The sequence below is a fragment of the Streptomyces sp. NPDC050315 genome, assembly GCF_040655775.1.
GTDB lineage: Bacteria > Actinomycetota > Actinomycetes > Streptomycetales > Streptomycetaceae > Streptomyces.
The window spans coordinates 331962-351957 of sequence record NZ_JBFAKN010000004.1; the positions used below are offsets into that span (position 1 = coordinate 331962).

The window sequence follows — 19996 nt, forward strand, 5'->3', positions numbered from 1 at the left end:
CAGTGTGGCGTCGCTCTTTCGCTACGAGTCGTAGCGTAACTCTCCGGTCCCCCGCCGCCGCAAGCGTGCGGGGCCACCGCGCTCGTGATCTCTCTCACCTGTCGCGCGCACCCCGCGCCTACCGGCCGGTATGGTCGGCCGCATGCAGTGCTCTCCCCCCGGCCCCCGCAAGGGGCGCGCCCGCCTCACCGGCCGCACGGGACGCCCGCGCAGCGCCGCGGCCGACGCCGCGATCCTGGACGCCACCCGCGCGGCCCTCGTCGAACTGGGCTGGAGAAAGCTCACGATGGGCGACGTGGCCGCGCGCGCCAAGGTCGCCAAGACGACGCTGTACCGCCGCTGGGCGAGCAAGAACGAACTGGTACTGGACGCCGTCGCGGTCCTCTTCGACGAGCTGGAGCTCCCCGACCGGGGCTGCCTGAAGGACGACATCGAGGGCGTCGTGCTGCAGTTCGCCGCGCTGCTCGCCCGCCCGGAGACCAAGACCGCGCTGATGGCGGTGGTCGCCGAGTCCACCACGGACGACGCGCTGCGCGCCCGGATCCGCGAGGCCGTCGTGGAGCGGCAGAAGCGGCTGGTGGTCATGGGCCGGGAGCGCGCCCAGCGGCGCGGCGAGCTGCCGCCGGACAGCGGCGGGGCCGAGGGCGCGGCGGCAGCGGCGCGCAGCGTGGACCTGATCTTCGATGTGATCGCGGGCGCGGTGGTGCACCGCGCCCTGGTCAGCGGCGAACCGGTCGACGCGGCCTGGGCTGCCCGCTTCACGACCCTGCTGCTCGCGGGGCTGCGCGGGCTGTAGCGCAGGGACTGACCGCGAGCCGCCCCGGCGCCCGGAGCGCTCAGACCTGGTAGCGGTCGGCCGCGAAGAGGTGCAGGTGCCCGCCGACCCAGTCCGAGGTCCGGCGCAGCCCCACCTCCAGGGAGACCCGCGGCTGCCAGCCGGAGAGCTCCCGGGCCCGCGCGTTGTCCGACAGCAGCCGCTCCACCTCGCTGCCCGAGGGCCGCAGCCGCGCCGGGTCCACGACCACCTTCGCCTGCCGGCCGGAGGCCGCGATCAGCTCCTCCGCGAGCTGCCCGATGGAGATCTCCCGCCCCGTACCGAGGTTGACGACCTCCCCCACCGCCCGGTCGCACTCCGCCATCGCGAGGAACCCCTCGGCGGTGTCCGTGACATAGGTGAAGTCGCGGGTCGGGGTGAGGGAGCCGAGCCGGATCTCCCGGGCGCCGGAGTGCAGCTGGGCGAGGATGGTGGGGATCACGGCGCGGGCGGACTGGCGGGGGCCGTACGTATTGAACGGACGGACCACCGTGACCGGCAGCTCGAAGGCGTGCCAGTGGGACAGCGCCATCATGTCGGCGCCGATCTTCGAGGCGGAGTACGGGGACTGCGGCTGGAGCGGGTGGTTCTCGGCGATGGGGGCGGTGCGCGCGGTCCCGTACACCTCGCTGGTGGAGGTGTGGACGAGGCGCCGCACGCCGTGCAGCCGGGCGGCCTCGCACACGTTCTCCGTACCGACCACATTGGTCTGCACGTAGGCGCCGGGCGAGTCGTAGCTGTACGGGATGCCGATCAGCGCGGCGAGGTGGAAGACCGTGTCGCAGCCGGCCACCGCGTCCCGCACCCGGCCCGCGTCCCGGATGTCCCCCGCCAGCATCTCGACGGGACTGTCCGGGCTGTTCGGGCTGTTCGGGCTGTTCGGGCGGAGGTAGCGGGCCAGGTGGCCCTTCTCCGCGTACGGCTTGTAGTGGACCAGGGCCCGGACCTGCGCGCCGCGCGCGACGAGCAGGTCGACAAGCGTGGAGCCGATGAACCCCTCGGCGCCGGTGACGAGGACCCGGCGGCCCTTCCAGGGGTTGTGCTGCGTGGTCATGCGTACTCCTTCAGGGAGAGGGGTGTGGTGGGAAGGCCGGCCAGCCGGAGGACCTTCGCGGCCAGCAGGTCGGCGGCGCGGGCGTGGGTGCCCGGATCGGCCGCGGCGCCCATCGCCGCCAGCCGGGCCGGGTCGTCCAGCAGCGGGCCGACGACGGCGTCGAGGCGCTCGGCGGTGGTCTCCGCGTCCGACAGCAGCAGGGCGGCGCCCGCGTCGGACAGCACCCGCGCGTTGTGCGTCTGGTGGTCGCCGGGCGCGTGCGGATACGGGACGAGGACCGCGGGCATCCCGATCGTGGCCAGCTCCGCGACGGTCGCCGAGCCGGCCCGGCACACCACCAGGTCGGCGGCGGCGTAGGCGAGATCCATCCGGTCCAGGTACGGGACGGCCTCCGCGACCGCGGCGCCGCCCCCGGCGACCAGGCGCTCGCGCGCCGCGGCCAGCGCGTCCGGGCCGGTCTTGATCAGCAGCCGTACGTCCGGGCGGTGGCGGTAGCGGGCGGCCAGTCCGATGGCGGCCTCGGTGAGCCGCGCCGCACCCAGGCTGCCGCCGTTGACCAGCAGCAGCCGGGCGTCATCCGGGATGCCCAGCGCCCGGCGGGCCGGTGCCCGCAGCGCCGCCCGGTCCAGCCCGGCGAGCGGCCCGGACAGCGGCATGCCGACCGTCTCGGCCCGCTCGCCGCCCGGCAGCCGCGCGCGGCTGCGGTCGAAGGCGAGCGCGATGTGCGGGGTGAGCCGGGCGGCGAAGGTGTTGGCGCGGCCCGGTACCGCGTTGGACTCGTGGATCAGGCTCGGCAGCCCCGCCAGCCGGGCGCCCACGATCACCGGCGCGCTGGGATAGCCGCCCATGCCGACCGCGACCTGCGCCCCCTGCGCGCGCAGGATCGCCCGGCACTGGGCGCCGGACTTCAGCAGCGCGGCGGGCAGCAGATAGCGCCGGGCACCCAGCGCCGGATCGAAGGGGATCATGTCGACGGTGTGCAGGCGGTAGCCGGCCTTAGGGATCAGCCGCTTCTCCAGCCCTCGTTCCGTACCGACGAAGGAGATCACCGCGTCGGGCACGGCGCGGCGCAGCGCGTCGGCGAGGGCGAGCCCCGGGTAGATGTGGCCACCGGTGCCCCCGGCACCGATGACGACGGAGAGTGGTGTGCGCATGGCCGCCACGCTCGTCGCGCGCCCTAAGAAGGTTCTAAGAGGGCGGTTTGGCAATCTTGGGGCCATGCCGCCGACCGCATCTCCCCCACCGCCCCCGCCCGCGCCCCGCATCCTGGTCGTCGACGACGACGCGGAGGTGCGCGCCGCCGTCGAGGACGGGCTGACCGTGGAGGGGTACCGGGTACGCGGCGCGGCCGACGGGCTGGCCGCGCTGAGCGCGGTCGCGGAGTGGCAGCCGGACGCGCTGGTACTGGACGTGATGATGCCCGTACTGGACGGCCTCGCGGTCTGCCGGCAGCTGCGCGCGCTGGGCGACCGTACGCCCGTCCTCGTCCTGACCGCCCTGGACGCGGTGAGCGAGCGGGTGGACGGGCTGGACGCGGGCGCCGACGACTACCTCGTCAAGCCCTTCGCGCTGGACGAACTGACCGCCCGGCTGCGGGCCCTGCTGCGCCGCGTCTCCGTACCGGACGCCGAGGACGCCGCGCTGACCGTCGCCGACCTGGTGCTCGACCCGGCCACGCGTACCGGGCGCCGGGGCGGCCGCCGGCTGGAGTTCAGCCGTACCGAGTGGACCCTGCTGGAGCTGTTCGCGCGCAACCCCGGACAGGTCGTGCCGCGCGAGGTGATCCTGGAGCGGGTCTGGGGCCGCGACTTCGGCCCGACCTCCAACTCCCTTGCCGTGTACGTCGGTTACCTGCGCCGCAAGCTGGAGGCGGGCGGCGAGCCTCGGCTGCTGCACACCGTGCACGGCATCGGCTACCGGCTGGGGGACGAGTGAGCGGGCGGCGCGGGATCGGGGCGGCCTGGCGGCGCCGTCGGCCCCTCCGCACCCGCTTGGCGCTGGCCGCCTCGGCGGCCGTCGCACTGGTCGCCGTCGGCGTGTGCACCGCCGCGTTCGTCATCATCCGGTACGCCATGAACCACCAGCTGGAGCTGAACCTCACCCAGTCCGCGACCCTGGTCATGCAGCAGAACCGGGACGAGCGGCCCGGCACCGTGGCCGCCGAGTGCCGCTTCCTGTCGGCCCCGGCCTGCTCCCAGCTCGTCCCCGCCGACGCCGCCGACGACCCGTCGCGGCCGTACGTACTGCCGGTCACCGACGCCACCCGCGAGGTGGCGGCGGGGCAACATGCCGCGTACTACAGCGAGTTCACCCTGCACGGCCGCCCGGCCCGGATGCTCACCCAGCACTTCAAGGACGGCACGGCGGTGCAGGTGGCGCTGCGCGCGGACACCGTGGAGAAGGGGGTGCGGCAGGCCGCCGGGATGCTGGCCGCGGTGGGCGGCGCGGGTGTCCTGCTGGCCGCCGCGCTCGGCTACTGGGTCTCCCGTACGGGCCTGGCGCCGGTCGCCCGGCTGACCGCCGCCGCCGAGCGGATCGCCGCCACCCGCGACGCCGGGCACCGCATCGAACTGCCCGCCGGGCCGCCCGGCCGTGAGGACGAGCTGACCCGGCTGGCGGCCAGCTTCAACACGATGCTCGGCGAGCTGGAGCAGTCGGTCACCGCCCAGCGCCGGCTGGTCGCCGACGCCTCCCACGAGCTGCGCACACCGCTGACGGCGCTGCGTACCAACGCCGAACTCCTGGCCCGCGCCGACCGGCTGACCGATGCCCAGCGCGACCGGGCGTCCGGAGCGCTGGGCCGCCAGCTGCGCGAGGTGACCACGCTGGTCAACGACCTGATCGAGCTGGCCCGCGACGAGGAACCGCAGCCGCTGGTCGAGGAGGTGCGCCCGGCCGCGCTGCTGGAACACGCGGTCGCCGCGGCCCGGGAACACTGGCCCGCGATCGCCTTCACCGTACGGACCGACGAGCACGCCGCCGCGGTTTCCCTCCCCGGCGTACCGGCCCGGCTGGCCCGCCTCCTCTCCAACCTGCTCGACAACGCGGCCAAGTTCTCGCCGCCCGGCGGCCCGGTCGAGGCGGAGCTGACCGCCCCGCCGGGCGCGCTGGAGATCACGGTCCGGGACCACGGCCCGGGTATTGCCGCCGAGGATCTGCCGCACGTCTTCGACCGCTTCTACCGCGCGCAGGCGGCCCGGGCGCTCCCCGGCTCGGGGCTCGGCCTCGCGATGGCCCGGCAGATCGCCCGCGCGCACCGGGCCGAGCTGACCGCGGAACAGGCCCCGGGCGGCGGGGCACTGTTCCGGCTGCGGTTTCCGTTGTCGCGGACCGAGTAACGGACGCGTCAGTCGCCCGCCTTCTGCCAGGCACAACTGCCCAGCGTGGCCCGCCCCTCGGCCACCAGCTTCTCGGCCGCGTCCGCCTTCGGCATCCCGCTGTGGCCCTCGAAGCAGATCACCGTGCGGTCCGTGTACCCGGCCAGGTCGACCAGGATCTGGTCCCAGTGCCGGTACTGCACGTCGTGCCCGGAGTCGGCGTAGGAGCGCAGCACCGGCTTGCCCGGCAGGTGCTGCTGCCAGGTCTTGATCGTGCTCGGCGGGACGGTGGTGTCCTTCTTGCCGCTGTAGAGGAAGACCGGCGCGGTGAGCTTCGACAGGTCGGGCCCAGGCCGCTCGCAGTACAACTTCTGCTCGTGCACCTGCGGCGCCGGGTCGATCTTCATCTGGCCGCGCTGGTGGTAGGTGCGCGCGCCCTCTTCGTAAGCGGTATCGGCGAAGCCCGGGATCTGCTTCGTCGGGCTGTCGTCGGGGAACGCCCACCACTTGCGCGGGTCGGCGAGCGTGGGGGCCAGCTGCTTGCCCAGCTCCTCGTCGGAGAGCGCGCAGTAGTCCGGCTTCGCGCCGTACGGAGGCAGCGCGGCGGCCAGGTGCAGCGCCTCGATGCGCTGCGGCGACCGTGCGGCGAGCTCGGCGGCGTACGGCCCGCCACCGGAGATCGCGATCACGCTCGTCTTCTCGACGCCGATCCGGTCCAGGACCTCCAGCGCATCCTTCGCGAAGTCCGCCTTGCCCAGGTCCTTGTCGTACTCCGTGTCGCCGAAGCCGTTGCGCTCGACCGATATCAGCCGCAGGTTCAGCGATTCGCGCGTACTGCGGAAGAAGTCCGTCATGTGCGCGGCGCGGGCGCTGGTGCCCGTACCGCCGATGAACAGCACGGGCTTGCCGTCCCGCGGCCCCTCGTCGATGTAGTGCGCGGTGCGCCCCGACGACAGCTTCGCGGCCTGCACTTCGGGGCCGAGCGAGTCGAAGTCGTCCTGGATGCGGGCCTCGTGGAGGCCGGCCGCGTGCGGCTTCGGGGCGGGCCCGGCGGTGGCGGGCGTGCTGATGACCGCTGAGCCGGCCAGCAGGACGGTGGCGAGGGCTGCCGTGCCGACGGCGGTCAGAGCGGGTCTTTTCACGTACTTCTCCCGGAGGGGCAGGTGGATGCAGACCGCACCCGCCTACCCCGACCGACCGGAAGAACGCCACGGATTCCGTTGTGTGTGCCCGGTGACCTGCGCTAGAAGCCCGCGGGCTCGGTGTACACGCCCCACTCGTCCCGGAGCGCGTCGCAGATCTCGCCGAGGGTGGCCTCGGCGCGGACCGCGTCGAGCATGGGCTCGATCATGTTGCGGCCGTCGCGGGCCGCGCCGAGCATGCCGTCCAGCGCCTTCCGTACCGCCGCGTCGTCACGGGCCGCCTTGCGGCCGCCGAGGACGCGCACCTGCTCGCGCTCCACCTCGTGGCTGACCCGCAGGATCTCCAGGTCGCCGGTGACCGAGCCGTGGTGGCAGTTGACGCCGACGACCTTCTTGTCGCCCTTCTCCAGCGCCTGCTGGTACTGGAAGGCGGACTCGGCGATCTCGCCGGTGAACCAGCCGTCCTCGATGCCGCGCAGGATGCCGGAGGTCATCGGGCCGATCGGGTGCTGCCCGTCCGGGACGGCGCGGGCGCCGCGCTCCTTTATCCGGTCGAAGATCTTCTCGGCGTCCGCCTCGATCCGGTCGGTGAGCTGCTCGATGTACCACGAACCGCCCAGCGGGTCCGCGACGTTGGCGACGCCGGTCTCCTCCATCAGCACCTGCTGCGTGCGCAGCGCGATCTCCGCGGCCTGCTCGCTGGGCAGGGCGAGGGTCTCGTCCAGCGCGTTGGTGTGCAGCGAGTTGGTGCCGCCGAGGACGGCCGCGAGGGCCTCGACCGCGGTGCGTACGACGTTGTTGTACGGCTGCTGGGCGGTCAGCGAGACGCCGGCGGTCTGCGTGTGGAACCGCAGCCACTGCGCCTTCTCACTGGTCGCGCCGTACACGTCGCGCATCCAGCGGGCCCAGATCCGGCGCGCGGCACGGAACTTGGCGATCTCCTCGAAGAAGTCGACATGCGCGTCGAAGAAGAAGCTCAGGCCCGGCGCGAACTTGTTGACGTCCAGGCCGCGCGACAGGCCCAGCTCCACGTACCCGAAGCCGTCGGCGAGGGTGTACGCCAGCTCCTGCGCGGCCGTCGCGCCCGCCTCACGGATGTGGTACCCGGAGACCGAGAGCGGCTTGTAGTCGGGGATGGCGCGGGCGCAGTGCTCCATCAGGTCGCCGATCAGGCGCAGATGGGGCTCGGGTTGGAAGAGCCACTCCTTCTGGGCGATGTACTCCTTGAAGATGTCGGTCTGGAGCGTGCCGTTGAGGACGCCGGGGTCGATGCCCTGGCGCTCGGCGGCGACCAGGTACATGCAGAAGACCGGGACGGCCGGGCCGGAGATCGTCATGGAGGTCGTCACGTCGCCGAGCGGGATGTCCTTGAAGAGGACCTCCATGTCGGCGGCGGAGTCGATGGCGACGCCGCAGTGGCCGACCTCGCCGAGCGAGCGCGGGTCGTCGGAGTCGCGGCCCATCAGGGTCGGCATGTCGAAGGCGACCGAGAGGCCGCCGCCGCCCGCCTTGAGGATCATCTTGTACCGCTCGTTCGTCTGCTCGGCGTTGCCGAAGCCCGCGAACTGGCGGATGGTCCACGTCCGGCCTCGGTAGCCGGTCGGGTACAGGCCGCGCGTGAAGGGGTACTCGCCGGGCCAGCCGATCCGCTCGAAGCCTTCATAGGCGTCGCCGGGGCGTGGTCCGTATACCGGGTCGACGGGGTCGCCCGAGAGGGTACTGAAGTCCGCGTCGCGCTTGCGTGCGGAGTCGTACCGGGCCTGCCAGCGGCGGCGGCCCTCTTCGATCGCGTGAGCGTCCATGCCACCAATTTACTTGGACGTCCTAGTAAATGTAAGTACTAGGTCGTCCTAGTACTTCTGGAAGGCGGCTCCGGCAGCGGGGACTCAGCTCCGCAGGGCCGCCAGGTGCGCGTCCCTGACATCCGCCGTCTGGCCCTGGACCAGCAGGAACATGCCCTCGCGGGCCAGCCGCTGGGCCGGACTGGCCAGGTCCATCGCCCGGCCTCCGCCCGCTACGACAGCGGCCGTGGTCGCCGCCCGCAGCACGTCGTACGCGCGCGTCTTGGCGGCCAGCCGGTCGGGAATGCGCTCCTGCGCCGGTACCTCGTCCAGCAGCGCGTACGCGTCCTTGCGGACGTCGGCCAGCCGCTCGCGCAGCACGTGGGCGGTCCGGGCCGCGGCCTCGTCGCCCGAGGCGTCCAGGAGGTCCAGCGCGGCGCGGGTGACGCCCAGCACCGCCGGATTGACGTTGGTGTTCTTCGGCCGGTCGGCCGTCGCCCAGTCCTCGTACGGCTGCCGCAGCGCCACCGCGCCGTCGGGCAGCACCAGCCCGTCCAGCTCCAGGCCGACCGTGCGGGTGCCGGAGAGCGCGGCCAGCTCCAGCGGCTCGGTGGCGCGCAGGCCGGGCTGCTCGCGGGCCTCGGCGACGGCGAAGACCACCTCGCCGTCCGCGGTCGCGCCGCCGAGCAGCAGCACGTCGTTCAGGCCCCAGCCGGTGTACCAGGGCACCCGGCCGTCGAAGCGCCACCCCGAATGCTCCCGGGTGACGCGCACCGGCAGCTTCGGGAAGGCCCGCAGATGGGAGAAGGCGATGCCGGCCAGCAGCGTCCCGTCGCACAGCGGGCGCAGCAGCTGCTCGCGGAGGGGTGCGCCCTCGGGGGCCGCGGCGAGCAGCGCGACCGGCGTGTGGTGCTGCGCCTGGACGAAGAAGGTGGCGCAGCAGGCCCCGGCGAGGATCTCGACGATTTCCCGGACGACGGGGGCGGGCGCCGCGGCACCGCCGTACGCGACCGGCCCGGTGGCGCCGAGCACGCCGGACGCCTTGACCGCGGCGATCGTGGCCGGATCCACACCCTCGCGGTCGGCGCGCTCGGCGGCCGGGGCGAGGGTGTCGGCGGCGAGCCGCCGGGCGGCCGCGACCAGCGGGTGGTCGCGGTGATCGGCGGACGGCTCGCTCATGCGGGCGTCAGACCTTGGCGGTCTGCGCGGCCGCGTCGCCCGTGATCAGCGGCTCCAGCTCGCGCGAGACCTTGCGCTCGACGAAGAACGCGGCGGTGGGGATCGTGCCGGCGATCAGCACCCACAGCAGCTTCCCGATCGGCATCTTGGCCTTGGAGCCCAGGTCGAAGGCGAAAACGAGGTAGAGGACGTACAGCCAGCCGTGGGCGATGCCGACGACGCTGGTGAAGCCGGCCGCACCGTCGATGTGCAGCAGGTACTTGGCGATCACGCCGAGGGTCAGCAGGACCAGCAGCACGCCCGTCACGTACGCCATCGTCCGGTAGCGGGTCAGCACGCTTCGTTTCATAGATACGAGCCTAACGGCCCCCAAAAGCCCCGCGTCGGCGGGGACCATGCCCACGGCTGGCTGCACGTGGTGTAACTGGTCGGAACACCTCCGCGTGTGCGGAGAGCAAAGCGCGCTGACCCAAAGTAACTGTAACGCTCCAGAGAGTCACTCGTCACTAAAGTCCGCCGCCGCCACCCGCAGCGGGCGCAGCAGGGCGAAGATCTCCTGGCACTCCTCCGCGTCGTACGCGCCGAGCCCGAAGTCCATCGCCATCAGGTCCCGGGTCGCGGCGTCGCACACCTCGCGCCCCTTGTCCGTGATGGACGCGAGCGTGCCCCGCCCGTCGTTCGGGTTCGGACGCTTGGCCACCAGGCCGGACTTCACCAGCCGGTCGACGGTGTTGGTGACGGAGGTGGGATGCACCATCAGGCGTTCGCCGATCTTGGACATCGGCAACTCGCCGGCCTGCGAGAAGGTCAGCAGCACCAGGGCTTCGTAGCGCGCGAAGGTGAGGCCGTACGGCTTGACCACGGCGTCCACCTCGCCGAGCAGGATCTGCTGGGCCCGCATGATCGAGGTGATCGCCGCCATCGACGGGACGGCCCCCCACCTGCGCTGCCACAGCTCATCGGCGCGGGCGATGGGATCGAAGGGGAGACTGAGCGGCTTCGGCACGTATCCGACCCTACCGGTCGCCCATATGGTGGTCAGCCCCGTCTCAGAAGACGGGCGTGGCCGGTGCATCACCGGCCACGCCCGCATCTGCTGTTACGAGTCCCGCTGTTCCGCGAGGTGCCGCTCGACGGTGTCCACCTTCGAGGTCAGCCCGTCGGTCACGCCCTGCCGGATGTCGGCCTTGAGGACGAGCGAGACCCGGCCCGCGCGCTCCTCGACCGCGGCGACCGCGCGCTTGACGACGTCCATGACCTCGTCCCACTCACCCTCGATGGAGGTGAACATGGCGTCCGTGCGGTTGGGCAGCCCGGACTCGCGGACGACCCGTACCGCGTCGGCCACGTACTCGCCGACGTCCTCGCCCACGCCGAGCGGGCTCACCGAGAATGCGACGATCATGCCTTGACCCCTCCCACGACGCCGTCCTTCTCCTTGCGGGCACGCGCGGCGATCACGACCGCCTCGGCCTCGCGCTTCAGCTTCCGCTCGGCGAAGAAGCCGCCGGTGGGCAGGACGGAGAGGATGAAGTAGAGCGCGGCGGTGCCGAACGACCACTTCGTACGGTTCCAGGCGTCCAGCCAGAAGATCACGTACAGGATGAACAGCACGCCGTGGATCGCGCCCATGACCGGCACCGCGTTGAACTCCGTGGTCCGCTTCAGGACCGAGCAGATCAGCAGCAGCAGGAAGGAGACGGCCTCGGGGGCGGAGACCAGGCGGAGCCGGCGCAGGGCGGAAGCGGTCTTGATGTCCACGGGAACCTCGGGAACCTCGTCGGGCGACAGTTGTCGTGTCGGGGGTGGCGTTTAGCTTGTGCTTACGTTCACAAACCTCTCCTCATTGTTGCAGCCGCCGCGGCGGTCGCCCCGCCCGGGGCCCGGTGCCCCTGCCCGCCGGCGCCCGGCCGGACTACGGTTCGACCGTGGCTACGTTTCGGCTCCAGGGGAGCAAGGTGCTCGCCGTCGACATGACCGGCGATGCCGTGAAGGCGAAGAACGGCGCGATGGTCGCTTACGACGGCCGGATGGCGTTCAAGAAGATGTCCGGCGGCGGTGAGGGTCTGCGCGGCATGGTGACCCGGCGGCTGACCGGCGAACAGATGGAAATGATGGAGGTCAAGGGGGAAGGGACCTGCTACTTCGCGGACCGCGCGAGCGAGATCAACCTGGTCCAGCTGCGCGGCGAGAAGCTCTACGTCGAGGCCAGCAATCTGCTCTGCACGGAGGCGGCGCTCCGCACCGGCACGTCCTTCACCGGGCTGCGCGGCGCCTCGCAGGGCAACGGCCTCTTCACGACGAGCGTGGAGGGCACCGGGCAGGCGGCGATCATGTCGGACGGCCCCGCCGTGGTGCTGCGCGTCACCCGTGACTACCCGCTCCAGGTCGACCCGGGCGCGTACGTCGCGCACACCGGCGACCTGCGGCAGCACTTCCAGTCCGGTGTGAACTTCCGCACGTTCATAGGGGAGGGCTCGGGGGAGGCCTTCCAGATCCGCTTCGAGGGCGAGGGCCTGGTGTACGTACAGCCCAGCGAGCGCAACACCATCGGCGGTGAGGTCTGATGCCGTTCACGGTCCTCAACTCGCGCATGGTCCGGGCCGAGGTCACGCCCGGGCAGCGGCTGTTCAGCCAGCGCGGCGCGATGCTCGCGTACCAGGGCGAGGTCAGCTTCACCCCCAACATGCAGGGCGGCCAGGGCGGCATCGGCTCGATGATCGGCCGCCGGATCGCCAACGAGGCGACCCCGCTGATGACGGTGGAGGGCAGCGGCTCGGTGATGTTCGGCCACGGCGGCCACCACGTCCACGTCATCGACCTCACCGGCGACACCCTCTACGTCGAGGCCGACCGGCTGCTGGCGTTCGACGGGTCGCTGCGCCAGGGCACGATGTTCATGGGCGCGCAGGGCGGCGTGATGGGCATGGTGCGCGGCCAGGTGACCGGCCAGGGGCTCTTCACGACGACCCTCGAAGGGCACGGCTCGGTGGCGGTGATGGCGCACGGCGGCGTGATCGAGCTGCCCATCCGCCAGGACCGCCCGGTCCACGTCGACCCGCAGGCCTACGTCGCCCACCGCGGCAACGTCCGCAACAAACTCTCCACGGCCCTCGGCTGGCGGGACATGGTCGGCCGCGGCTCGGGCGAGGCATTCCAACTCGAACTGTCGGGCCAGGGCACCGTGTACGTACAGGCGTCGGAGGAAAAGCTGTGAGCGGTCCCGTCATTCACGATGTGCATTCGCTGCCCGCGGATGACAACGTCAATCCGTATGCCTTCAGCGTGGAGCTGGACGGGCAGTGGTTCCTGCAGAAGGGAAAGATGATCGCCTATTTCGGGCAGATCGATTTCCAGGGAATCGGGCACGGCGCGCTGGAGCGGCTCATCAGGACGAGTTTCCATTCGCCGCTGCACGCCTCGGACTGGGTGGTCGCGCAGGGGCGGGGCAAAATGCTGCTGGCGGACCGGGCGTTCGATGTGAATTCTTACGACCTGGAGGAGGGCAATCTCACGATCCGGTCGGGGAACCTGCTCGCTTTTCAGCCATCCCTGTCGCTGAAGCAGTCGATCGTGCCGGGCTTTTCGACGCTCATCGGCACCGGGAAATTCGTCGCGGCCTCCAACGGCCCGGTGGTCTTCGCCGAGCCGCCGATCCGGGTCGATCCGCAGGCGCTGGTGGGCTGGGCGGACTGCCCCTCGCCGTGCCATCACTACGACCATCAGTACCTGCGCGGCTTCCTCGGGGGCCTGCGGGCGCACACCGGTATCGGCGGGGTCTCCGGCGAGGAGCATCAGTTCGAGTTCGTCGGGGCCGGCACGGTGCTGCTGCAGTCGACCGAGCAGTTGATGCCGGAGGCGCCGACGGGAACGGTGCCCGCGGAACCCGGAGTACCGGGCGGGTCCGCTGGTCAAGCCGGTGGCTCACAAATGCCGCAGCTTCCGGGATCGCTCGGGGGGCTCCAGCGCCGCTTCGGGCTGTGAGCGGTAGTCTGCGGAGGGTGACCTCGAACGTCTGAGCCCTGTCCGCCGGACTGACCCCCGGCGGGAAGGGCTCGGTGAGGCCACCATCACGGGGCATGACTAATTTACCATTCAACTTTCACGGGTAGAATTCATTCATGACGACCGACAGTGACACCCCCTGGCTGACCGACCAGGAGCAGCGTGCCTGGCGCACCCACCTCGACGTCAGCAGGCTGCTGACGCACCAGCTGGAGCGGGATCTCCAGCCGTTCGGGCTGACCTACAACGACTACGAGATCCTGGTGAACCTCTCCGAGGCCGAGGAGCGCAGAATGCGCATGAGCGACCTCGCGGCCTCCACGCTCCAGTCCAAGAGCCGGCTCTCGCACCAGATCACCCGCATGGAGAACGCCGGACTGGTGCGCCGCGAGAGCTGCGAGTCCGACCGGCGCGGGCTGTACGCGGTGCTGACCGACGACGGCTGGGAGACCATGCGCCGGGTCGCGCCGCACCACGTGGCCTCCGTGCGCAAGCACTTCATCGACCTGTTCTCGGCGGACGACCTGGCCGCGCTGCGTGCCTCGCTGACGCCGGTGGCGGATCATCTGCGGGGGCACCGCGGCAAGTACTGACGTACGCACACCGGCCGGACGCCGCGCGGGACGCGGGTGGGGGAACACCGTCGCACCCGCGCGGCACCGCCGGGCCGTCAGTCCTGGCCGTCCGGGGCCACCGGCAGCCGCAGTTCGAAGGCCGCGCCCTCGTGCACGGCCAGCGTGCCGCCGTGCCGTTCGGCGATGTCCCGGGCGATGGCGAGGCCCAGGCCCGCGCCGCCGTCGTCGCGGCTGCGCGCGTCGTCCAGCCGTACGAACCGCTCGAAGATCCGCTCCCGGTCGGCCTCGGGCACGCCGGGACCGTCGTCGTCCACCCGCAGCACCGCCCACCGGCCGTCCCGGCGCACGTCCACCGTGACCTGCGACCGGGCGTGCCGCTGTGCGTTGTCGACGAGGTTGCCCAGGATCCGGCTCAGCTGGCCGCGCGAGCCGGAGATCTCCACGCTCGGCAGCTCCCCGGCGCGCACCGGCAGCCGGTCGGCGACCCGCTGCGAGAGCTCCTCGCGGGCCAGCGCGCCCAGGTCGATGCGGGTGTCCTTGGGCCGCTCCCCCGCGTCCAGGCGGGCCAGCAGCAGCAGGTCGGCGGCCAGGTGCTGGAGCCGTACGGTGTCCTCCACCGCGCCGGGCAGGTCCAGCAGCTCGGGGTGCGCCTCGGCGACCTCCAGCTGGGTGCGCAGGCTGGCGATGGGGCTGCGCAGCTCGTGCGAGGCGTCCGCGATGAAGGCGCGCTGGCGCTCGACGGACGCCTCCAGGGCGGCCAGCGTCTCGTTGGTGGTCCGGGCCAGCCGGGCGATCTCGTCGCGGGAGGCGGGCTCCGGTACCCGGCGGGACAGGTCCGTACTGGCGGTGATCGCGGCCATTTCGCTGCGGATGCCCTCGACGGGGCGCAGCGCGCGGCGGGTGACCAGCCAGGTGACGCCCGCGACGACCAGGAGCAGCAGGGGCAGGCCGATGAGCATGGCGTTGCGCACCGAGCCGATGGTCTCTTCCTCGTCGGCGCGGGAGGTGCCGGCCATCACGTTGACCGTGCGGCCCTGGGTGTCGGTGGCCTCCAGGCAGGCCCAGCGGTAGTCGGCACGGGTGCCGTCGACGACGGCGGGGCCGTCGCGCAGGTCGGGATCGTCGTCGTCCACCTCGCCGGGGCGCGGGTCCTCGCGGTCGTCGCTCTCCTCGTCGTGGTTGTGGTGGCCGGTGCCGCCGTTCGGCGTGCCGATGGTGATCTTCCGGCCGTCGATGGACTGGAGGTCCTCGCCGGCCGCCAGCACCCGGCCCTGCTCGTCCTCGACGATCACCGGGTTCTCGTCCGCGTCCGGCAGGTCGAGGTCGCGGTAGGCGGTGCCGGTGGCGATCTCGGAGGCGACCTCACGGACGGTGATCTCGGCGTCCAGGTCGGCCTGCGCGGTCAGGTTCTTCTGCAGTACCAGCAGGACCGCTATCCCGACCGCGATGAGGGCGACGGCGACCACGGCGGTGGCGCCCGCGGCCGCTCGGGCCCGTACCGATCCGACCGCCCTAAACACCGGGCACCATCCGGTATCCGGCGCCGCGCACGGTCTGGATGGTGGCCGCGCCGAGCTTGCGGCGCAGGGCGCTGACGTAGACCTCGACGATGTTCGGGTCGCCCTCGTAGGCGAAGTCCCAGACGTGTTCCAGTATTTCGGACTTGGAGACCACCTCGCCGGAGCGCAGCGCGAGCTGTTCCAGTACGGCGAATTCCTTGGTGGTCAGCGGTACGTCCTCGTCCGCGCGGCGCACGGTGCGGGCGCCCTGGTCGATGGTGAGGGCGCCGACGGTCAGTACGGGCAGCGCGGTGCGGCCGCGGCGGCGCAGCAGTGCCTTCACGCGGGCGACCAGCACGACGTAGCTGAAGGGCTTGGTGAGGTAGTCGTCGGCACCGGTGTCCAGGCCCTCGGCCTCGTCGTACTCGCCGTCCTTCGCGGTGAGCATGAGGATGGGCACGTCGTTGCCGGCGGCGCGGAGCGCGCCGCAGACGCGGTAGCCGTTCATGCCGGGCAGCATGATGTCCAGGACGAGCAGGTCGTACGCGCCCTCGCTCGCCATGTGCAGGCCTTCCAGGCCGTCGTGCACGACGTCCACGGCGTATCCCTCGGCGGTCAGGCCGGCGGCGAGGGAACGGGCCAGCCGCTTCTCGTCCTCCACGATCAACAGGCGCATGCGACAAGGGTGCCATCGGCTTGCTGAAGGCGGCTTCAGGTCCTGGTCGTGGTCCGGTTCCTGAAGACGGCTTCAGGCTCCTTCAGGGTGGCTTCAGGTACGGGTCGGCAGTGTTGTGGTCATCGCCTCGGGGGCCACATCCCGGCCCCCTCCGGGAGACCCCCGGCCCCCGGGTGATCCTGCCGAACAGCAACTCGTTTTGGAGGCTTCACCATGAAGCGCAATGTCGTCATCGCCACCGTCGCCGCGGCCGCCCTGATTGCCGGCGGCACCGCGACCGCCGTCGCGATCGGTAACGAGGGCGGGACGGCATCGACGTCGAGCCCGACGGCGGCGCAGGGGCTGCAGGCCGGCGGTGCGGCGTCGGACGCGAACGCACAGGGTCAGGACGACGACGGCGACGACGCCCGGGAGGCGAAGGCCGCCTCGGTCACCGCGCAGCAGGCGGCGGCCGCCGCGCTGAAGGCCGTGCCGGGCACGGTCACCGAGGTCGACCTGGACGACGACGAGTCCGGTCTCGCCTGGGACGTGAACGTGCTGGGCAAGGACGGCAAGTGGCACGACATCACCGTGGGCGCCGACAAGGCCGAGGTCCGCGGCCAGCACGTCGACCAGGACGACGACGGTGACGACGGCAAGGACCGGGTCCGCTCCGTGCTGAACGACGCCTCCGTGGACATCGCCCAGGCCGCCGAGAAGGCCGCCGCGCACGGCACGGTCGTCTCGGTGGAGCTGGACGGCCCCGACCACGGCAAGAAGCTCGCCTGGGAGGCCGAGACGGTCACCAAGGACGGCGCCGAGCACCACGTGACCGTCGACCCGGGCAGCGGTGCGGTCAGCAAGGCCGCGTCGGACGACGGCCACGACGACCACGACGACCACGACGGCCACGACGACGACAGCCACGACGGCGACGACGACTGATCTTCCAGGACGACCGACCTCCCGAGACCGGCGGCGCCCCCCGCCGCCTGCCAGGCCGACCGGCTCCCCGCCCCCCGGGGAGCCGGTCGGCCCTTTTGTCAGCCCCGCTCCGTCTCAGCCCTGTTCCGTCAGGCCCGCCACCAGTTCGTCGGCGGCGGTGTACGGGTCGAGCGTGCCGGCCACGATGCGCTCGGCCAGGGCGCCCAGGCGGCGGTCGCCGTGCAGGTCGCCGATGCGTTCGCGCAGGGTCGTGACGGCGATCGTCTCGACCTCGCGGGCGGCCCGGGCGGCCCGCCGCTCGGCGAGCACTCCGTGCTCGTCCATCCAGGCGTGGTGCTTCTCCAGCGCCTCGACGACCTCGTCGATGCCTTCGCCGCGGGCGGCGACGGTCTTGACGATGGGCGGGCGCCAGTCGCCGGGCGCGCGGGACTCCCCCAGGCCCAGCATGTGGTTCAGCTCGCGCGCCGTGGCGTCCGCGCCGTCCCGGTCGGCCTTGTTGACGACGTAGACGTCGCCGATCTCCAGGATGCCCGCCTTGGCGGCCTGGATGCCGTCGCCCATGCCGGGGGCCAGCAGCACCATGCTGGTGTCGGCCTGGGAGGCGATCTCCACCTCGGACTGGCCGACGCCCACGGTCTCGACCAGGATCACGTCGCAGCCCGCCGCGTCGAGCACGCGGATGGCCTGCGGCGCCGCCCAGGCGAGGCCGCCGAGGTGGCCGCGGGTGGCCATGGAGCGGATGTAGACGCCGGGGTCGGAGGCGTGCTCGCTCATCCGCACCCGGTCACCGAGCAGGGCGCCGCCGGAGAACGGGGAGGACGGGTCGACGGCCAGCACGCCGACCCGCTTCCCGATCTTCCGGTACGCGGTGACCAGCGCGGAGGTGGACGTCGACTTGCCCACGCCCGGCGAGCCGGTGAGGCCCACGACGTACGCCTGACCCGTAAGCGGCGCCAGTGCGGCCATCACCTCGCGCAGCTGTGGCGAGGCCCCCTCCACCAGCGAGATCAGCCGGGCCACCGCCCGCGGCCGGCCCTCGCGGGCCTGCTCGACCAGCATGGGGACGTCTGCCATTGCTCAGCGCTCCGTTCTCGATCTTCCGGTACGGGTACCCGTCACTTGCCCGGCACGCGCACGATGAGCGCGTCGCCCTGGCCGCCACCGCCGCACAGCGCCGCCGCGCCCACACCGCCGCCGCGCCGCTTCAGCTCCAGCGCGAGGTGCAGGACGATACGGGCGCCGGACATGCCGATCGGGTGGCCGAGCGCGATGGCGCCGCCGTTGACGTTCACCTTTTCCGGCGAAACCCCGAGGTCCTTCATGGACTGCACGGCGACCGCGGCGAACGCCTCGTTGATCTCGATGAGATCGAGGTCGGCGACCGTCAGGCCCTCCTTGCCGAGGGCGTGGTTGATCGCGTTGCTGGGCTGGGACTGCAGGGAGTTGTCCGGGCCCGCGACGTTGCCGTGCGCGCCGATCTCCGCGATCCACTCCAGGCCCAGCTCCTCGGCCTTGGCCTTGCTCATCACGACCACGGCGGCGGCGCCGTCGGAGATCTGCGAGGCGGAGCCGGCGGTGATCGTGCCGTCCTTGGCGAACGCGGGGCGCAGCTTGCCCAGCGACTCGGCGGTGGTCTCGCCGCGGATGCCCTCGTCCTGGCTGAAAACGACCGCCTCGCCCTTGCGCTGCGGGATCTCGATGGGGGTGATCTCCGCCTCGAAGAGGCCGTTCTTCTGGGCGGCGGCGGCGCGCTGGTGGGAGCGGGCCGCGATCTCGTCCTGCTCGGGGCGCTGGATGCCGAGACGGGTGTTGTGCTTCTCGGTGGACTCGCCCATCGCGACGTTCTCGAAGGAGTCGGTGAGGCCGTCGTGCGCCATGGCGTCGAGCATCTCCACGGCGCCGTACTTGTAGCCGCCGCGGGACTTCGGGAGGAGGTGCGGGGCGTTGGTCATGGACTCCTGGCCGCCGGCCACGATCACGTCGAACTCGCCCGCGCGGATGAGCTGGTCGGCCAGCGCGATGGCGTCCAGGCCGGAGAGACAGACCTTGTTGACGGTCAGGGCCGGCACGTTCATGGGGATGCCGGCCTTCACGGCCGCCTGGCGGGCCGGGATCTGGCCCGCGCCGGCCTGCAGGACCTGGCCCATGATCACGTACTGCACCTGGTCGCCGCCGATGCCGGCCCGGTCCAGCGCGGCCTTGATGGCGAAGCCGCCCAGATCGGCGCCGGAGAAGGACTTCAGGGAGCCCAGCAGGCGTCCCATGGGGGTGCGGGCCCCCGCGACGATCACGGAGGTGGTGCTGCCGTTCGATGAGGACATCAGCGCGGCCTTCCTGTGCAGGGAAGTTAACGAGGGTTTTCCTCAATGTACTGAGCGGTACCGGCCGGGTCACCGGGCTGTCGGTGTGATCGCGCGCACGTTGCGTAATCATGCGTGCGAGCGGTGCACTGGAAGCATGCTGACGCGAATCGACCACATCGGGATCGCCTGCTTCGACCTCGACAAGACCGTCGAGTTCTACCGGGCGACATACGGCTTCGAGGTGTTCCACTCGGAGGTCAACGAAGAGCAGGGCGTGCGGGAGGCCATGCTGAAGATCAACGATACGTCGGACGGCGGCGCTTCGTACCTTCAGCTGCTGGAGCCGACCCGTCAGGATTCGGCCGTGGGCAAGTGGCTGGAGAAGAACGGTGAGGGGGTGCACCACATCGCCTTCGGCACGGCCGATGTGGACGGTGATGCTGCTGACATCCGCGAGAAGGGCGTACGGGTGCTCTACGACGAGCCGCGGAGGGGTTCGATGGGTTCCCGGATCACCTTCCTGCACCCCAAGGACTGCCACGGTGTGCTGACCGAACTGGTCACGGCCTCCCAGGAGCACTGACCTTCACGTTCCCCGGCCGGTAGAGTGCTGCTTCGGCCGGGGTCCGGATCGGGGCTCGGTCCAATCTCCGCCGATGATCTGACACCATTTCTTCGGAAGGGTCAGCTCCACGCACGACGGAGCCGGCCGCCACCATGACCAGGG

22 protein-coding genes are annotated in these 19996 nt (G+C 71.8%); 9 read left to right on the forward strand and 13 right to left on the reverse strand.

Annotation, left to right across the window (positions count from 1 at the left end):
• The first annotated feature begins 142 nt into the window (after nt 1-142).
• On the forward strand, nt 143-796 hold the full coding sequence (locus tag AB0I82_RS16725) for a TetR/AcrR family transcriptional regulator (protein WP_363257984.1): 654 nt from the start codon (nt 143-145) through the stop codon (nt 794-796).
• Nucleotides 797-836: 40 nt separating this feature from the next.
• Here AB0I82_RS16725 and AB0I82_RS16730 read toward each other — a convergent pair whose 3' ends face one another.
• Both AB0I82_RS16730 and AB0I82_RS16735 read right to left on the reverse strand, forming a co-directional pair.
• Complete coding sequence (locus tag AB0I82_RS16730) at nt 837-1868, reverse strand: GDP-mannose 4,6-dehydratase (protein WP_363257985.1); 1032 nt, start codon at nt 1866-1868, stop codon at nt 837-839.
• Nucleotides 1865-3022, reverse strand: a complete 1158-nt coding sequence (locus AB0I82_RS16735) for a UDP-N-acetylglucosamine--N-acetylmuramyl-(pentapeptide) pyrophosphoryl-undecaprenol N-acetylglucosamine transferase (protein WP_363257986.1) — start codon at nt 3020-3022, stop codon at nt 1865-1867. The genes AB0I82_RS16730 and AB0I82_RS16735 overlap by 4 nt, the downstream gene beginning before the upstream one ends.
• Before the next feature lie 64 nt (nt 3023-3086).
• Here AB0I82_RS16735 and AB0I82_RS16740 point away from each other — a divergent pair, with 64 nt between their 5' ends.
• Both AB0I82_RS16740 and AB0I82_RS16745 read left to right on the forward strand, forming a co-directional pair.
• The gene (locus tag AB0I82_RS16740) at nt 3087-3803 is read left to right on the forward strand and encodes a response regulator transcription factor (protein WP_363257987.1); all 717 of its coding nucleotides are present in this window, start codon (nt 3087-3089) and stop codon (nt 3801-3803) included.
• On the forward strand, nt 3800-5206 hold the full coding sequence (locus AB0I82_RS16745; RefSeq protein ID WP_363257988.1) for a HAMP domain-containing sensor histidine kinase: 1407 nt from the start codon (nt 3800-3802) through the stop codon (nt 5204-5206). The genes AB0I82_RS16740 and AB0I82_RS16745 overlap by 4 nt, the downstream gene beginning before the upstream one ends.
• An 8-nt stretch (nt 5207-5214) precedes the next feature.
• Here the strand turns inward: AB0I82_RS16745 and AB0I82_RS16750 are convergent, their stop codons facing one another.
• The 7 genes from AB0I82_RS16750 to AB0I82_RS16780 form a co-directional block, all read right to left on the reverse strand.
• Nucleotides 5215-6327, reverse strand: coding sequence for an alpha/beta hydrolase (locus tag AB0I82_RS16750; RefSeq protein WP_363257989.1), 1113 nt, complete (start codon nt 6325-6327; stop codon nt 5215-5217).
• Nucleotides 6328-6428: 101 nt separating this feature from the next.
• Complete coding sequence (locus AB0I82_RS16755; protein WP_363257990.1) at nt 6429-8129, reverse strand: methylmalonyl-CoA mutase family protein; 1701 nt, start codon at nt 8127-8129, stop codon at nt 6429-6431.
• Between the two features lie 84 nt (nt 8130-8213).
• On the reverse strand, nt 8214-9287 hold the full coding sequence (locus tag AB0I82_RS16760; protein WP_363257991.1) for an acyl-CoA dehydrogenase family protein: 1074 nt from the start codon (nt 9285-9287) through the stop codon (nt 8214-8216).
• A 7-nt stretch (nt 9288-9294) separates the two neighbouring features.
• Nucleotides 9295-9636: a DUF3817 domain-containing protein gene (locus tag AB0I82_RS16765; protein WP_363257992.1), complete on the reverse strand. Its 342-nt coding sequence runs from the start codon at nt 9634-9636 to the stop codon at nt 9295-9297.
• A 147-nt stretch (nt 9637-9783) separates the two neighbouring features.
• A complete protein-coding gene (locus AB0I82_RS16770) occupies nt 9784-10293 on the reverse strand; it encodes a MarR family transcriptional regulator (protein WP_363257993.1) in 510 nt (169 codons plus the stop codon).
• Between the two features lie 93 nt (nt 10294-10386).
• Nucleotides 10387-10692 carry an MTH1187 family thiamine-binding protein gene (locus AB0I82_RS16775; RefSeq protein ID WP_363257994.1) on the reverse strand — a complete coding sequence of 102 codons (306 nt, stop codon included), beginning with the start codon at nt 10690-10692 and terminating at the stop codon, nt 10387-10389.
• Nucleotides 10689-11048 carry a DUF3817 domain-containing protein gene (locus AB0I82_RS16780; protein ID WP_363257995.1) on the reverse strand — a complete coding sequence of 120 codons (360 nt, stop codon included), beginning with the start codon at nt 11046-11048 and terminating at the stop codon, nt 10689-10691. Before AB0I82_RS16780 ends, AB0I82_RS16775 begins: the two co-directional genes overlap by 4 nt.
• A gap of 167 nt (nt 11049-11215) precedes the next feature.
• On the opposite strand from AB0I82_RS16780, the gene AB0I82_RS16785 reads away from it, so the two are divergent.
• The 4 genes from AB0I82_RS16785 to AB0I82_RS16800 all read left to right on the forward strand — a co-directional run bounded on the left by AB0I82_RS16785 (nt 11216) and on the right by AB0I82_RS16800 (nt 13885).
• Entirely contained in the window at nt 11216-11854 is a 639-nt protein-coding gene (locus AB0I82_RS16785) for an AIM24 family protein (RefSeq protein ID WP_363257996.1), read from the forward strand.
• The gene (locus tag AB0I82_RS16790) at nt 11854-12504 is read left to right on the forward strand and encodes an AIM24 family protein (protein ID WP_363257998.1); all 651 of its coding nucleotides are present in this window, start codon (nt 11854-11856) and stop codon (nt 12502-12504) included. The genes AB0I82_RS16785 and AB0I82_RS16790 overlap by 1 nt, the downstream gene beginning before the upstream one ends.
• Nucleotides 12501-13271: an AIM24 family protein gene (locus AB0I82_RS16795; protein WP_363257999.1), complete on the forward strand. Its 771-nt coding sequence runs from the start codon at nt 12501-12503 to the stop codon at nt 13269-13271. The genes AB0I82_RS16790 and AB0I82_RS16795 overlap by 4 nt, the downstream gene beginning before the upstream one ends.
• 137 nt (nt 13272-13408) lie before the next feature.
• Complete coding sequence (locus tag AB0I82_RS16800; RefSeq protein WP_363258000.1) at nt 13409-13885, forward strand: MarR family transcriptional regulator; 477 nt, start codon at nt 13409-13411, stop codon at nt 13883-13885.
• Nucleotides 13886-13962: 77 nt separating this feature from the next.
• On the opposite strand, the gene AB0I82_RS16805 is transcribed toward AB0I82_RS16800, so the two are convergent.
• Nucleotides 13963-15387: a HAMP domain-containing sensor histidine kinase gene (locus AB0I82_RS16805; RefSeq protein WP_363258001.1), complete on the reverse strand. Its 1425-nt coding sequence runs from the start codon at nt 15385-15387 to the stop codon at nt 13963-13965.
• Nucleotides 15380-16042, reverse strand: coding sequence for a response regulator transcription factor (locus tag AB0I82_RS16810; protein ID WP_363258002.1), 663 nt, complete (start codon nt 16040-16042; stop codon nt 15380-15382). Before AB0I82_RS16810 ends, AB0I82_RS16805 begins: the two co-directional genes overlap by 8 nt.
• 213 nt (nt 16043-16255) lie before the next feature.
• Between AB0I82_RS16810 and AB0I82_RS16815 the strand changes: the two genes are divergently transcribed.
• Nucleotides 16256-16966, forward strand: coding sequence for a PepSY domain-containing protein (locus AB0I82_RS16815; RefSeq protein WP_363258003.1), 711 nt, complete (start codon nt 16256-16258; stop codon nt 16964-16966).
• Between the two features lie 114 nt (nt 16967-17080).
• Here the strand turns inward: AB0I82_RS16815 and meaB are convergent, their stop codons facing one another.
• Nucleotides 17081-18040: a methylmalonyl Co-A mutase-associated GTPase MeaB gene (meaB, locus tag AB0I82_RS16820; RefSeq protein WP_363258004.1), complete on the reverse strand. Its 960-nt coding sequence runs from the start codon at nt 18038-18040 to the stop codon at nt 17081-17083.
• 41 nt (nt 18041-18081) lie between these two features.
• Nucleotides 18082-19287, reverse strand: a complete 1206-nt coding sequence (locus AB0I82_RS16825; RefSeq protein WP_363258005.1) for an acetyl-CoA C-acetyltransferase — start codon at nt 19285-19287, stop codon at nt 18082-18084.
• A 136-nt stretch (nt 19288-19423) separates the two neighbouring features.
• Between AB0I82_RS16825 and mce the strand changes: the two genes are divergently transcribed.
• A complete protein-coding gene (gene mce, locus AB0I82_RS16830; RefSeq protein WP_363258006.1) occupies nt 19424-19852 on the forward strand; it encodes a methylmalonyl-CoA epimerase in 429 nt (142 codons plus the stop codon).
• Nucleotides 19853-19996 lie beyond the last annotated feature (144 nt).